Here is a 14,557-nt window from a genome sequence, read left to right as displayed (position 1 = left end):
GTCGAACACGGGTGCGGGTCGATGCCGGGTATCAGGGGTGGGGATAGACATCCAGTTCGACGTTTTCGGGGAGGGAGTCCGCCCCGCGGATATCGCCGGGGTAGACGAGCCGTACCCGGCGCAGCCGGCGCAGTCCGGCGAGGGAGGCGAGGTCGAGCTCCGCGACCTGCGACAGATGGATCTCCTCGAGCCCCGGAAGCCGCCGGGCGATCCGCCGCAGCGGAACCGCGGCGCCTGCCCTGGCCCACACCTCCAGATGGGTGACCTGGGGGATTTCGGTGCGGGGGGCGAACAGCAGCATGCTCAGCTGCTGCGGGGAGAGCGTCAGCTTGCGCAGCTGAGGCAACTCGGCGAGCAGGGAGCCCCACTCGTCCGGCGTCAGCCGCTCGCTCGCGTCCTGCAGACGCAGCTCCTCAAGCCCCCGGCACGCGACGATGCCCGCGAGCTGGGCCGCCGCCGACGGCAGCGCCAGCACCCGCAGCTCGGCGGCGCGCGGGAGGTCGGACAGGCCGCGCCAGGGCACCTCCGGTCCGACGAGGAGGCCCTCGAGACGGGGGCAGTCCGCGAGCTTCAGCAGGGTCTCCAGCTGGGGGAGGTCCCGCAGCTCCAGCCGCCGCAGCCGCGGCAGCCGGGTCAGCGGCGCCGGGTCCTTGACGTTCCGGCAGCCCTGGAGGGCGAGTGTCTCCAGCTCGGGATAGGCGGAGAGCAGCCCGAGATCCTCCAGCTGGAGGGTGTTGCGCAGGCGCAGCTCGCGCAGGTGCCGCGGGTCGAGCGAGGCGTGGATCTCGTCGGGGCCGAAGTCGCCGTGCAGCCCGACGCGTTGATACCCGGACATGGTGCGCAGCGCGTCCAGCTCGGCGTGCGAGCGCACCGTGACGATCTCCTCGGGCGCGGCTTCCAGGAGCGGGCGCACGATTTCCTCGGCGTACGCGGTGGTGTCGAACCGGTCCCAGTGGGCGAGGAGCTGGGCGCGCACCGCGCGCTGGCCGGTGCGCAGGAACTCGCGGAGCCGGGGAATGGCGGAGTCCCCGCCGATCTGGCATATCGCGTGGACGGTGGCCAGTTCCTCGTCGCCCTCCAGGTCCTTGGCGCCGGGCAGCAGACCGAGCAGCAGCGGGCCCGTCTGCGCCAGTGCCCTGGCCTCCCGCAGACTGCGCGGCGGGAGGAGCCGCGCGGCCCGGTCCTCGATCGCTTCGCGCACCGCCGGCTCCAGCCGGGTGGCCTGTTCGAGGGAGGCGAGCGCGAGGAGCCGCAGCCGCGCCTGCACCGCCGCGTCCTGCTCCCGGTCGCCCCGTTCGCGTAAACGGGTCAGCAGGTCGGCGCGCTCCTGGTGACGAGCCTGTGCGACGGCCATCTGAACCACGTCCTCCCACTGGTCCAAGTGCGCGTTGTTCACCAGCATGCCCATGTCGCGCTCTTCCAGTACGGCACGGGCGCCCAGGAAATCCTGAAAAGTCCGGTGAATGAAGTTCACTGCTCCCGTGGCGGGTTCCCGCAACAGGCCGGAACGCTCCAGCAGATGCTGCAAAGCTTCCTCCGCCGTCCCCAACTCCGCCAGACGCGGCACGGAGGGCTGCAGCCGCCGCACCACGTCCACCGCGTCCGGACGGTCCAGCTGGGTCCGCTCGTTGCGGATCAGCCAGTACGCCAGCCGCTGCAGCGGTTCCGTCGCCGACTTCTGGTCCAGCACCGGGCGGCCGCGGCCGTACACCTCACGCTCCAGATCGCGCCGCTCCAGCAGCATCGACAGCGCCGCCTCGTACAGGGCGGCGCGGCCCTGGGGCAGAAAGCCGCGGCGCTCCCGGTGCAGCGCGCAGATCAGGCCGCACATCAGCGGGTTGGTCGCCAGACGGCTCAGCTCGGGGCTGCTGCGCAGCGACAGCGTGAGCGTCTCGCCCAGCTCCTCCGACGCCCCGGCCGCCGCGTGCCAGCGCCGGATGAACTGCTTCATGTCGGCGGGCCGCATCGCGGCGAGCGCGAACTCCTGGAAGCCCTCGCGCGCCAGCCAGCCCCGCTCCAGGGCCGAGGGGCGGGAGGTGAGCAGCCACAGATTGCCGGGGAAGACGGCGAGCAGCTTCCTGAGCCAGGCCCGGGTGCGGGTCCGGTCCTCCTTGGGGATCTCGTCGGCCCCGTCGATCAGGAGCACACCGCGCCCGTGCTGCAGCACCCGCGCCGCCCACCCGTCCGGTTCCGTGCCCACCAGCGGGCAGCCGATCCAGCGCAGGAAGTCCTCGGGCATGGGCAGCTCGGCGTTCTTGCGCGCCAGGGTGCGCAGCGGCAGGACGAAGGGGACGCGCCCGAACAGCTGGGTCAGCCCGCCCGGCACCCGCTCCTGCTGCGCCGTGGCGAGGGCCAGCCACTGCACCAGGGTCGTCTTGCCGGTGCCCGCGACCCCGTGCAGCAGCACCCGCTCATGGCGGGCGAAGACCGCCTCGGCCGGGCCCGCGGCCCGGTCTGCCTCCGGGTCCCGGTCGGCGCCCGGCTCACCGGTCACCACCGGAAGCTGATCGGTTCCCTCGCGGTACGGCCTGGCCTCCAGGCTCAGATACGCGGTCTCCAGCGGCCAGTCCTGGCCGTCGGGTTCGCGCAGATCGACGCCGTAGATCGTGAGCCTGCCGTGGCTCTCGACGACGTAGCGCGCGTACTCCTCCTCGAACTCCGTGTCCTGGCGGCTGATGTCGGGCAGCTGCCGCAGGATTCTGTCCAATTTCTCGCTCTGCTCCCGGATCTCGCGGCTCTGCTCGATCTGGGCACGGGCCGCGAACCCGGGCCGCTGGCTGAAGAAGCGCATGAGATGCACGCACGCCGTCTCCAGGAGCCGGTCGTGGAAGCGCGCGGCATCGTCGCTGAGCAGCCGCCGGGTGTCGGGGCCCGCGCTCCTGGACAGCTCCGCGGCCAGCCGCTCGGGGCCCAGCGCGAAGGCGTGGACGTCGTCCATGTCCAGGTCGCCGAGCGCGTGCAGGGTGCGGGTCAGCGCCTGGCCGACGGAGTCGTGCTCGTCGGCGCCGATCGGCGGATCGTGGGGTCCGGCGGCGCGCACGGCGCGGCGGACCAGCTCCCGGGCCAGCTTGTGGAGATCGTCCTCGGTCAGGGTGCGGTGCTCCCTGCCGAACGACACCAGCCGGCGGACCGGAATCGGGCGCTCGCCGAACTCGGCCGCAGGAGCGCTCGCGGGCGGCAGCAGCAGTCGTTTGACCACCGGCACGACCACTGCCGATGCGATCTTCAGACCCACCGTGCCGCCGTCCACAGCAGCCCTCCCTCACCAGCGCCGAAGCGCTTCCCCCGCCGGGGCCCGTGCCCCTTGAACCCCGCTCACCATAGCCGTGGACGGCCGCCTTGAGGCAGGGCGCGCGGGCGCCGGGCTTGCGCCGAGCGCCGTCGCACCCCTGTTCGCCGAGGAGGGGGAGTCGCTCAGGATACGTAGTCGGCCTGCTTCGCCGCGTCGACCACGCCGCGGCCGTCCGCCGCGCCGAGCAGCCCCGCGGCCACCCAGGCATCGACGGTGGACCGGACGTGCTTGATCAGCGCGCCCTTGTTCCGGAACGGGGCGGCGGCCCAGATCGCGTCGAGGAGGGTGGTGCCGTCGTCCCGGGCCGGGTTGGCGATGCCGGAGTCGGTGCCGCCGAAGACCACCGTCGGCTCGGAGCGGTGGAAGTAGGCGTGCGCCGGCTCCTCGGTGCCCTCGGAGAACGGGGCGAACTCGACGCCCTCGAGGGTGTGATGGAGCGGCTTGCCCGGTACGGGGGTGAGCGTGGGCAGCAGATCGCCGGAGAGCGCGGCGTTGCGGTAGAGGCCCACCTTCAGGAACGACGTACGGGCGTCGCGCGCCACCAGGTTGACCGGACCGTGGAACAGCGCCTGTACGCCCGGCTCGTCGAGCGCCTTCTCCACCCGCAGCCGGAACGGGATGAGCACCCGGACGGTGTCCCCGTCGCGCCAGGTACGCGACACCGAGGCATAGCTGCCGGGGGTCCAGGTCCCCTTCACTGCCTTGCCGTTGACCGTCACCCGGAAACCGCTCGTCGCCCACCCGGGCACGCGCAGCCGCAGGTCGAAGGCGGCGGTGCGGCCCCGGACGGTGAGCGTGGAACCCTGCTCGCTGGGATAGCCGGTGGACTGGGTGACGGTGATGCCCTTCTCGGCCCAGGTGAGCGTGGACGGGCTGTACAGGTTGACGTACAGGGCGCTGCCGTCGGCCTTTTGGAAGTACACCGAGTCCTGGTATTTGGTGGCGCTCTCCATGCCGGTGCCCTCGCAGCAGGTCGTGCCCGCCTTGGGGGTGTAGTCGCGCACCTGCCCCGGTACCAGGCCGATGAAGTACGTGACGAGCGGCTTCTCCGCGTCGGCCTTGTCCTGCTTGGAGCCGAGGACCTGGTTGTACAGGGCGCGTTCGTAGTAGTCCATGTACTTCGGGTCCTGCTCGTGGAAGAACAGCATCCTGCTCAGCTTGAGCATGTTGTAGGCGCAGCAGGTCTCGGCCGTGGTGTCGCCGAGGGTCTTGGCGATGGCGCCGCGCGCGCCCCAGAACTCCCGGTCGCTGGTGCCGCCGATCCCGTACATCCGGGTCGGGACGACCATGTCCCAGAAGTTCTTCGCCGCGGTGAGGTAGCGCGTCTCCTTTGTCTCGTCGTACAGCCGGACCAGCCCGGTGAAGATCGGGATGTGCTGGTTGGCGTGCAGGCCCTCCAGGATGTCGTTCCCGGCGGCGCAGGCGTCGATGAGCTTGTCGAGGTCGAACAGGCGGGCCAGCGCGAGGTGCTGGGCCTTGCCGCTGAGCGCGTACAGATCGCAGATCGCCTCGACGATGCCGCCGAACTCGCCGCTGGAGAAGATGGACCACATCCGCTGGAGGGTGCTCGCGGGCAGCTTGGACAGCCGGGAGTACATCCAGTCGCACATGCCCATCGCGAGGTCCAGGGCCCGTGCGTCGCCGGTGCCGAGATGGGCGTCGAGCAGTCCGCGCAGGATCTTGTGGGCGGTGTAGTACGGCGCCCAGACCACCGTGTAGTCGCCGCTGGTCATCGACTCCAGGGTGATGAACTGCGTCTCCGGGTACGCCGCGAGGAACCCGGGGTGGCTCGGCCCTCCCCAGGTGCGGCGCAGAGTGGCGTGCTGATCGCGGCCCGAGGAGTCGGCGAAGGTGCCGCCGGTGGTCTCCTCGAAGGTGTAGGCGGCCAGGTTTCCGGCCCCGGCGGACGTCTCGGCGGCCGGGTGGTCCCGAAGCTCGGCGATCTGGGCGGCGGTCAGGGCCCGTGACCAGATGCCGACCTCGTCGAAGGCGCCCGCGAACACCGGGTCGGCGGCGTAGTGGGACCGGCCGAGCCAGTGGTCGCGGAGGGTGCCGAGCGCTGCCGGGGTGAGGGTCATCGCGGTGTTCTTCGCGACCGCGGCGCCGTTGACGTAGAGGATTCCGGTGCCGTCCGCGATCGTCACCGCCACATGGCTCCACTCGTCCAGGGGCAGTGGCGCCGTGCCGTCGAGGCTCTGCTCTCCACCGGCTCCCGAGGTGGTGAGGGCGAAGCGGGGGTTGCCCTGTGCGTTGCGGGCGGCCAGGTAGAGGTAGCGGGTGGTGTCGTCGCCGAAGTCGAGAATCCGGGCCCAGGCGGTGTGGTGGCTGGGCTTCACCCGGGCCGCGAGGGTGACCGCGGTGGCGCCGCCGAGCACGGTGTCCGGCAGGTCGACGAACTGGTAGGAGCCCCGGACGTTCTCCGCGGCGGTGCCGAACCTGCCCGGCACGCTGAGCACCGCCGGATCGCGCCGCAGCGCCTCGCGGACCTCGTCCAGGGCCCCGACCATATGGCCGATCTTGTCCGCGTACGCCTTCTCCCCGGTGCCGGTGTACGCCTGGGAGAGCATGGTGAGGAAGTGGCCGGTGAAGTGTCCGCGGAGGTTGCCGCCTGCCTCGCCGTCCAGCCCCTCCCAGCCGCCCGGGGCGACGGCACCACGGGTGGAGAGGCCCGCGTTGGCCCGGAAAACCTGGAGCAGCCGGTCCACGTCGTAGCCACGGCCGAAGTCCAGCATCAGCCGGCGCTTGGCCGTGAAGACACTTTTCCGGAGTGCCACGTCCTCGGGGCCGAACGGCCGCAGCGTCCAGGCGGCCGGGGCCCCGGCCGCCGGAGTGGTGGTCGCCGGAGTGGCGGTCGCGCGGCCGACGGTGAGCGAGGCCAGCGCCGGGGCCGCGGCGACGAGGGCCGCGGCGCGGAGGACGGCTCGTCTGGCGGGTGCGGGTGCCATGGATGCCTCGTTTCTGGGAACGATCACACAACGTTCGGTATATCGACCGACGTTCGGGAAGTCGACGCGAAAGTAGACCGCCGGTCAGAACACGTCAATGGCTGGGACGAGAGTGTGCGCAAGCGTCAGTGAGGCGGGGGAGTGACCTGGGACCGCTGCTCTACGGTCGCGGGGTCCGCGGGCCGCGCGCGCGTCAGATACTGCGGTACCGGGGCCGTGTCCTCGCCGGTGTCCCGGACCAGCCCGTACCGGACGATGCCCGCGCCCGGGTCGGGCGGAGCGGCCACGTCGTCGGTGATCTGGCCCCAACTGGACGCCTGGGCGAAGAGGTTGTAGTCCGCGCCGCGCTCGTTCTGGTGGAGGGTGACGCTGCCGTCCAGCCAGAAGTACTCGTTCTGCCACATCTGCTGGGTCCCGGCGGGCAGCACGGTGGAGCCGGTGGCGGGGCCGCCCATCCAGGTCGTGCCGTCCGCCGAACCCGGCTGTACATCGTCCAGGCGCCGCCCGCCGCCCGAGGCCACATGGAAGAGCTTGCCGCGCAGACCGGTCCAGGCCGGCATGGCGAGATCGCCGGGGCGCTGCCCGGGCAGCACCTGCCAGCGCACCCGGACGTATCCGCGCCCCGTGAACGTGACCTGCTCGCCCCGGTGGGTCAGCCCGGTCGGCGGTGCGCCGCTCAGCGTCACCGTGCCGTCGGCGCGCCGCGGCAGCGCCGCGGGGCGGGCGGTGGCCGAGGGGGCGCGGTCGGCCGTGTCGACGACGGTGCCGTACGGCCGCGCCCGGCGGCGCGAGGGTGACGGCGCCGGGGAGGGCGGGGGAGCGGACGACGGCGGGCGGGCGGTACTCGCGGCGGTGGGCGGGGCGGCGCGCGGCGCGGGCTCGTCCGGCGTTTGCGTCACGACGTACGCGCCGCCCGCGGCGATGGCGGCCCCGGCGGTCACCGCCACCGCGGGCTTGGCCAGCGCGCCGAGCACCTTGGCCGACCAGCCCACCGGGGTCGCGGCGGCCGAGACGGAAGTGGCAGAGGCCGTGATCGTGGCGGCCGCGGCCGCCGTCTTGCCGCCCAGCACCGTCCACAGCGTGAAGCCGACCGGCAGCGGCACCAGCGCGATGCCGACGAGCAGCCGCTCGGCGGGGACCGTGTCCGCGCGCCGTCCCGAGCAGCGCGCACATCCCCGGACGTGGCGGGCCAGCCGCTTGCGCCACACCGAGTCGGGCCGCCCGTCCCAGCCGTCGGTCACCTCGCGCAGGTCCGCGCACGAGGAGTCGAGCGCCCGGACGATGCCCCGCGCGGTCTCCAGGCGCCCCTTCAGCCGCTGCACCCGCACGGCGGCGTGCTGACGGCTGATGCCGACGGCCGCCGCCAGCTCACGCCGGGTCAGCTCGCCCGCGACTTCCAGCCACCACAGGGACAGCAGTTGCCGGTCCTCGTCGGCGAGCCAGCGCACCGCCTCCGCGACCTCCCGCCGCTGCCCCTCCAACTGGAGTCGCAGCACGGTCAGTTCGGCGAAATCCGCAGTGCCGTGGGCCTCGTCGGGCAGCGCCTCGGCGGTCCGCCGCCGCGCCCGGTCGCGGATCTGGCGCATGGCGATGGCCACCAGCCAGGACCGGAAAGCCTCCGGATCGCGCAGCGAGCCCAGACCGTGGACGGCGCGCAGCATGGTTTCCTGCACCACGTCGTCCACGTCCGCGTGGCCGTTCAGGGCCCGTCCGACGATGTTGTAGACGAGCGGCAGCCAGCCCTCGACCAGCTCGTCGAGGGCGCGCCGGTCGCCGCTCTGCGCCGCCGTGATGGTGGCGCGCCACTGCCGCCCGTCCACAACCCGCCCGTCCACCGTCCGCCCTTCCGCCATCCGTCTTTCCGGCGCCGCTTCTTCCCGCCCGGGTCTCACTTCGCGTAGAGGAGCGTCCCGAAGCCGAGCTGGTCGAAGCCTCCGCTGTTCGGCCCGTAGTCGCCGCCCCCGCCCTCGGCGCCCACCTTCTCAGCCATCGCCGTGATGGCGGGGACGGAGAGCCCGCGGCGCCGTGCGTAGTGGTAGCGCAAGATCTCCCAGACCGGGCGGATCTGCCCACGGCCCGCGTCGGAGATCACAGTCTGCGACTGCCGCGCGCAGTTCTGGCCGGTGCCCCAGGTGTAGGTGGTGAACGGCACGTCCCGTCCGAGGTTGTACGTGGCGACGTACTCGGCGGCCTTCATGAACCGGTTGTCGTCGTAGCCGTACAGGTCGACGCCCTGGGTCCAGGCCATTTCACAGATCGCGCCCATCAGGCCGATGCCCATCATGGTGTGGCCCTGGTCGCGGCCGCTCTCCTGCCACTGGGCGAGCCCCTGGCCCTCGTGGACGAAGGGGATGGCGTGCGGGAGGGAGCCGTTGCCCTCGCCGGACTTCATGTACGTCACGGCGCGGTCGAACGTCGTGGCGTCGTCGCGGAGGATGCCGATCGCCATGAGCGAGGCGGTGTTGCACAGGTCCCAGTTGGCCCAGTAGTTGGTGACGCAGGCGTCGTTGTGGCGGGTGAGGAAGTCCTCGTTGAGCGGCTGGAAGACGCGCTGCGCCATCGTCTGGAAACGGGCGAGCTGGAAGCCGTCGTAGCCGCGCATCAGCTCGGCGGCGTTCGCGAACTGGTAGCCGTAGAGACCGGCGGCCAGGAAGCGGTCGGCGTTGCCGGTGATCTCCTTCAGCGTGGACGACCAGGCGTTGAGGATCGCGACGGCGGTGTCGCCGTTGGCCCTGGTGCCGCCGATCTTCCAGCGCAGGGCGTTCTGGTAGGCGGCGTGGACGTCGTGGTACAGCGTGGGGTAGTTCTGGCCGGTGCCACCGCGGATAACCGTGGCCTGGGGCCTGGGCTGCCAGGTGCTCGCGGAGTGCCGGTTGGCGGTCAGTCTCTGCCATCCCGCCCGCCACGGGTCGTCGCCCGCCTTGACCCGCACCGCGGCGCGGTGCAGATCCCCGGCGCTGTGCAGCGCCCCGGGATGTGCGAAGTCCGCCGGGGCGGCCTCGGCGCCACCCCCGGCGAGCGCGGCGATCCCGCCGCCGAGCGCCCCGGCCGCCGCGAGGCCGCCGCCGAGGGTGAACAGGCCTCTGCGGCTGAGGCGGTGCTTGTTGTCGTGCGGCATGTGGCTCAACTCCTGAACGGGGATCACAGGGGACGCTCAGGAGACGGAGCCACAGCGCCGCCGATAACAGTTTTTTGCCGCACCGCACCGCACCGCGTCAGCGCGCGAGCAGTGTCCGCGCCCCTGTCACAGCGCCGTGTACACCGCGTCGATCAGGGCCTTCTTCCGGGGATCGTCGACGATGTGCGGGCCCATGCGGTTCATGACGTAGCCGAGGCTGACCCCGGCCTCGGGGTCGGCGTGGCCGCAGGAGCCGCCGAAGCCGTCGTGGCCGAAGGCCCGGGGGTTGGGGCCGTAGGAGCCGTTGGGGCCGCTCAGCCACACCCCGAGCCCGGCTTCGGTGTCGTGGGTGAAGCCGTGCCCCAGGATCAGGTCACGGCACGCCCCCTGCCCCTCACGGGCGCGCTCGACGGCCTCGGGCGAGAGCACCCGGTGCTCCCCGTGCTCCCCGGCCAGGCCGTGCCGGGCGTAGACGCCGTAGAGGGTGGCGAGCGCCCGGGCCGTCCCATGGCCGTTGGCGGCCGGTATCTGGGCAGCCCGCCACTCCGGCGTATTGGCCTCGGCCGCCCCGACGAGCGGATTGGCCAGCGCGGCGATCGCGACGGGCTCCAACTGGGCGAAGACGGCGGCCTGTTCGCTGGACGCGGCGGCGGGCGGATGGACCAGCTCCGCCACCCGTCCGGCCTCCTTCTCCGGCAGCCCGATGCTGAAATCGATCCCCAGCGGCCCGGTGATCTCCTGGCGCAGGAACTCACCGGGCAGGACACCGGTGATGCGCCGGATCACCTCGCCGACCAAGTGGCCGTAGGTGATGGCGTGGTAGCCGGACCGCGTCCCGGGCTCCCACCACGGCTCGGTGGCGGCCAGCCGCGCGCACGTCTTCTCCCAGTCGAACAGATCCTCCACGGTGTGCCGTGCCCGCAGCCCCGCCAGGCCCGCCCGGTGGGAGAGCAGATGGCGCACCGGCAGGTCGGCCTTGCCCGCCGCCGCGAACTCCGGCCAGTACGAGGCCACCGGAGCGTCGAAGTCCAGCAGCCCCCGGTCCGCGAGCACATGCGCGCACAGCGCCGTCACACCCTTGGTGGTGGACCAGACGTTCACCACGGTGTCCCGCTCCCACGCCCGTATCCGCCCGGCGTCCGCCCAGCCGCCCCACAGATCCACCACGGTCCGGCCGCCCACCTGGACGGTCACCGCCGCGCCCAGCTCCTCGCGCTCGGCGAAGTTGGCTTCGAACGCGTCACGCACGGCGGTGAACCGCGGGTCGCAGTGGCCATCGATACGCGGTACGGGCGGCACGGACTGCTGCGTCATGGGGCACTCCCAACAGGTCTGTTCGGCGGACCTGCAACATACCGACTGGTTGGACCAGCGGAAACCCTGGGCGATCCTTGACGGTCCGCCCACACCGCGGCCGGGAACGTGACCGACCCCCTTGAGGAGCAGTCCATTGGGACACACACGCCAGGACGAATGGGACGCCCACTACGCCGACGGGAAGACCTACCGGCCCCTGGGGGACGCCGAACGCGCGCTGCTGTCCGCCCACGTACCCGCCCCCGCCGACGGCGGCCGGGCCCTTGACGTGGGCTGCGGCCTCGGCGAACTGGCCGCGCATCTGGCATCGGTGGGCCATACAGTCGACGCCGTCGACTGGGCCGACAGCGGCCTCGCCCGGGCCCGCGCCACTCACCCGCGGGGCGTGCGGTGGCTGCGTCTGGACATCGAACGGGACGACCTCGCGCCGCTGCGCCAGGACGGCTACGACCTGATCACGCTGCGGCTCGTCTATGCCTTCTTCCGCGACCGCGTCCAGGTCATGGACGACCTCGGCCGTCGGCTGAGGGACGGCGGAGCCATCGTGGTGATCACACCGCTCGTCGCGACGACCCCCGAGGAGCGGCGGGCCGTCGCGCTGGACGAGACGGAGGTCAGCCTGCTGAGCACGGGATGGAAGCGGGTGGAGCGGTTCGACGCGGAGGGGCTGGCCGTGCTGGTTCTGCGCGGCCGGGTTCAACCGGAGGCTTCGGCGGGCCGCCGCTGAACGGGGACCCGGAGAAGCCACTCGATCTCAGGGGAGTGGTTCGACGTCCAGGTAGCGGTGGCGGCCGCGGCCGCGGTACTCCAGGGCCTCCCAGCCCAGCCCGCGCAGCACCCGCGCGCAGTTCCCCAGCTCCTCCGCGGCCGCGTACGAGGCGCCACTTCCCGCTGGCCCCAGCCACTCGACCCGTACCACCCCCGCCTGATCGGCTGCCGCACCGCAGCGGTATCCCGTGGCCAGCCGGTGGCCGTCGGCACCGACCGCCGAGGGCGGCACGCCCGCCGCCTCCAGGGAGATGGCCACGGCCCGTACCGGCTGGTGCCGCTCCCAGGCGGCGGGCGTGGCAAGAGGGTCGTCGCGCTCGGCGTTCATCAGCCGCCGGATCTCCAGCAGGCCGTCGAACGCCGCCCGCACCGCCGCCGCCCGCTCCGGTGTGCCCGCGCCGAGGGGCTGTTCGTCGCCCGTGGCCGCTTCGATGCTCATGGGGTCAGCCTCCGGCTGAACGCGCGACGCGGAATCCCACGTCGTCCACCCGGAAGGTCGGGTGGCTGCGGCGCCGTACGGAGGCCCGGCAGCTCCAGTGTTCGTCGAACCAGCCACCGCCGCGCAGCACGCGGTAGGTGCCGTAGACCTCGGCGTCGTAGAGGTCCCAGCACCACTCCCAGACGTTGCCCAGCATGTCGTGGAGGCCCCACGCGTTGGGCCGTTTGCCGCCGACGTCGCGAAGCCGCTCCCCGGCGTTGCCGCGGTGCCAGGCGATGTCGTCGAGCGGCCCGTACCGCGGTCCGGCCGTACCGGCACGGCAGGCGTGCTCCCACTCTCCCTCCGTGGGCAGCCGGTACCCGTCGGCGGACGCGTCCCACTCCACGCCCTCGCCATCGGCATCGAGGTGGTAAGCGGGCGCGAATCCGTCATGTTGTGACAGGGCGTTGCAGAACCGCACCGCATCCCGCCAGGAAACGCCTTCGACGGGCGACGCGTCCCCCTGGGTGGTGCTCGGCCGCAGGCCGGTGATCCGGGCGTACAGCGTCTGGGTGACCGGGTACGCGCCGAGCTGGTACGGCGTGAGCCGGACCGGCCAACTGCGCTGGGTCCGCCGGTCCGACAGTGTCACCTGCCCCGGCGGGATGTCGATCATCTCGTGCCCTGCGCTCGCGTCCACGCACAGACGGTACCGGCTGGACGTCGGCGGCTGGATTCCCTATTTTTCCTACTGGGTTAATAGGGAAGTATGGCCGGACGGGTTCGCGCCGGATGAACCGCATGAACCGCATGAACCGGATGAAGAGGAGCAGGCGTGACGGTGGTGGAAGCGGTAACGGAGACACCCGACCGCGCGCGTTGGCTGCATATCGCCCGTGAGGCGGCGGACGACCTGGCCACCGACGCGGTGGTCCGCGACCAGGCGGGGAAGACGCCCTTCGACGAGGTCTCGCGGCTTCGCGAGGCGGGGCTCCTGTCGTTGCTGATCCCCGTGGAGAGCGGGGGCGGCGGCGCGGACTGGCCCACGGCGCACGCCGTCATCCGGACGATAGCCGCGGCCGACGGGGCGATCGGCCAAGTGCTCGGCTGCCACTACCTGCTGTCCTCCAGCGCGCGGTTCTTCGCCGGGCCCGACCTCGCCGCCCGCGTCGAGCGGGAGTCCGCGGCCGGTCAGTGGTGCTGGGGCGGCGGGCTGGCCTCCGTGGAGCCGCGGCTGACGCTCACCCCGGGGCCGGGCGGCTATGTGCTGGACGGACGTCAGGGGTACGCCACCGGCGTCCTGGTCGCCGACCGGCTCGCGGTGCGCGCGGACCACTCCGAGACGGGGGAGCCGCTGGCCGTGCTCGTCGACGCCGCCCGGCCCGGCGTGGTGGCCGGGGCCGATGGCGGGGACACCTTCGGCCAGCGGCTGGCGGCCGGCGGGAGCGTGGAGTTCGACGCGGTGGCGGTCGAGCGCGACGCGGTACTCGGCCCGCTCTCCCCGGACGACGGCACGCTGTCGCCCTTCGCCGGACTGTCCGCCCCGACCGGACGCCTGGTCTCGGCGCAGATCTGTCTCGGGATGGCCCAGGGGGTGCTCGCCGAGGCCCGTGAGTACAGCAGGGCCGCGGACGTGCCCTGGCGGCTGGACGGTCCGTCGTACGGCTCGCCCCGGAACCCGTACGTGCTGACGACCTACGGGGAGCTGACCGTCGCCACGTTCTCCGCGTCCGCGCTCGCCGACCAGGCGCTGGAGGCGCTGGACTGCGGGCTGGCGCGCGGTGAGGACCTCACCGACGACGAGTGCGCCGAGATCACCATGCTGGCGGCGGCGGCCGAGGCGGCCGCCGCCGGTGCCGCACAGGACGTCACGGCCCGCGCGCTGGATGTCCTCGGGGCCCGCTCCGCCGCCTCGGCGTACGGATTCGACCGGTTCTGGCGCAACGTGCGGACCCACACCCTCTGCGTCCCGGTCGCGCCCCGGCTCCAGGAGGTGGGGGACTACTTCCTCCACGGCGAGCACCCTCCGTTCGCCCTGCCCTTCTGATCGCCGTGCGTCCCGGTGGCGGATAATCACCGTATGCGGATCTCTGCGAAGGCGGACTATGCGGTGCGGGCGGCCCTGGAGCTGGCGGTGGCGGTGGACGGTGTCTCCGTCAAGGCCGAGGCGATCGCCGCGTCACAGGGCGTTCCGCACAAGTTTCTCGAAGGGATTCTGGGCGATCTGCGCCGCGGCGGACTGGTGGCCAGCCAGCGTGGCGGGAACGGCGGCTATCGGCTGGCCCGTCCCGCCGACGAGATCACGATCGCCGATGTGATCCGCGTGGTCGACGGGCCCCTGGTGTCGGTCCGGGGTGTGCGCCCGCCCGAGCTGTCGTACCGCGGCCCGGCGGAGTCGCTGCTGCCGCTGTGGATCGCGGTACGGGCCAATGTCCGCAAGATCCTCGGCGAGGTCACCCTCGCCGAGGTCGCCGCGGCCGAGCTGCCCGACGGGGTCCTGGACCTCGCCGAGGACCCGGAGGCGTGGACGAACCCGTAACCAGGACGTGGGACACCCCTTGACGGGACTCACGGGGCCCTCGACACTCTCGGGAGGGATTCCTAGCGGATAGGTGGGGAATGATGAGGCCTGGGCAGGCGGCCGCCGAACGAGCGGTCCGCACGCATCGGCCATCTCCCCTTCTGACCTCTCCCCTTCT

The 14,557-nt window shown here is 72.5% G+C and carries 10 protein-coding genes; 3 read left to right on the top strand and 7 right to left on the bottom strand.

Annotated elements, in window-relative coordinates; genetic code table 11:
* Positions 1-31: 31 nt before the first annotated feature.
* From ABZ370_RS09185 to ABZ370_RS09165, 5 genes are all read right to left on the bottom strand, one after another.
* On the bottom strand, positions 32-3,250 hold the full coding sequence (locus ABZ370_RS09185; RefSeq protein WP_358618487.1) for an NACHT domain-containing protein: 3,219 nt from the start codon (positions 3,248-3,250) through the stop codon (positions 32-34).
* A 164-nt stretch (positions 3,251-3,414) separates the two neighbouring features.
* A complete protein-coding gene (locus ABZ370_RS09180) occupies positions 3,415-6,237 on the bottom strand; it encodes a beta-L-arabinofuranosidase domain-containing protein (protein WP_358618486.1) in 2,823 nt (940 codons plus the stop codon).
* Positions 6,238-6,362: 125 nt separating this feature from the next.
* Complete coding sequence (locus tag ABZ370_RS09175) at positions 6,363-8,090, bottom strand: sigma-70 family RNA polymerase sigma factor (protein ID WP_358618484.1); 1,728 nt, start codon at positions 8,088-8,090, stop codon at positions 6,363-6,365.
* A gap of 35 nt (positions 8,091-8,125) precedes the next feature.
* Positions 8,126-9,355: an alginate lyase family protein gene (locus tag ABZ370_RS09170; RefSeq protein WP_358618483.1), complete on the bottom strand. Its 1,230-nt coding sequence runs from the start codon at positions 9,353-9,355 to the stop codon at positions 8,126-8,128.
* A gap of 126 nt (positions 9,356-9,481) precedes the next feature.
* Complete coding sequence (locus ABZ370_RS09165) at positions 9,482-10,669, bottom strand: serine hydrolase domain-containing protein (RefSeq protein ID WP_358618482.1); 1,188 nt, start codon at positions 10,667-10,669, stop codon at positions 9,482-9,484.
* 136 nt (positions 10,670-10,805) lie between these two features.
* On the opposite strand from ABZ370_RS09165, the gene ABZ370_RS09160 reads away from it, so the two are divergent.
* Positions 10,806-11,399 (top strand): class I SAM-dependent methyltransferase, encoded by a 594-nt coding sequence (locus ABZ370_RS09160; RefSeq protein WP_358618480.1) that lies wholly within the window; start codon positions 10,806-10,808, stop codon positions 11,397-11,399.
* Positions 11,400-11,426: 27 nt separating this feature from the next.
* On the opposite strand, the gene ABZ370_RS09155 is transcribed toward ABZ370_RS09160, so the two are convergent.
* Both ABZ370_RS09155 and ABZ370_RS09150 read right to left on the bottom strand, forming a co-directional pair.
* Positions 11,427-11,879 (bottom strand): hypothetical protein, encoded by a 453-nt coding sequence (locus ABZ370_RS09155; protein ID WP_358618478.1) that lies wholly within the window; start codon positions 11,877-11,879, stop codon positions 11,427-11,429.
* A 4-nt stretch (positions 11,880-11,883) separates the two neighbouring features.
* Complete coding sequence (locus ABZ370_RS09150) at positions 11,884-12,558, bottom strand: formylglycine-generating enzyme family protein (protein ID WP_358618476.1); 675 nt, start codon at positions 12,556-12,558, stop codon at positions 11,884-11,886.
* Between the two features lie 135 nt (positions 12,559-12,693).
* Here ABZ370_RS09150 and ABZ370_RS09145 point away from each other — a divergent pair, with 135 nt between their 5' ends.
* Both ABZ370_RS09145 and ABZ370_RS09140 read left to right on the top strand, forming a co-directional pair.
* Positions 12,694-13,905 carry an acyl-CoA dehydrogenase family protein gene (locus ABZ370_RS09145; RefSeq protein WP_358618474.1) on the top strand — a complete coding sequence of 404 codons (1,212 nt, stop codon included), beginning with the start codon at positions 12,694-12,696 and terminating at the stop codon, positions 13,903-13,905.
* A gap of 33 nt (positions 13,906-13,938) precedes the next feature.
* Entirely contained in the window at positions 13,939-14,397 is a 459-nt protein-coding gene (locus ABZ370_RS09140; protein WP_358618473.1) for an Rrf2 family transcriptional regulator, read from the top strand.
* The last annotated feature ends 160 nt before the right edge of the window (positions 14,398-14,557 follow it).

It is taken from the genome of Streptomyces sp. NPDC005962 (genome assembly GCF_040629205.1).
GTDB lineage: Bacteria > Actinomycetota > Actinomycetes > Streptomycetales > Streptomycetaceae > Streptomyces.
Note: the sequence above shows the minus strand (reverse complement) of the source record. Positions and strands in the feature narration are given on the sequence as shown.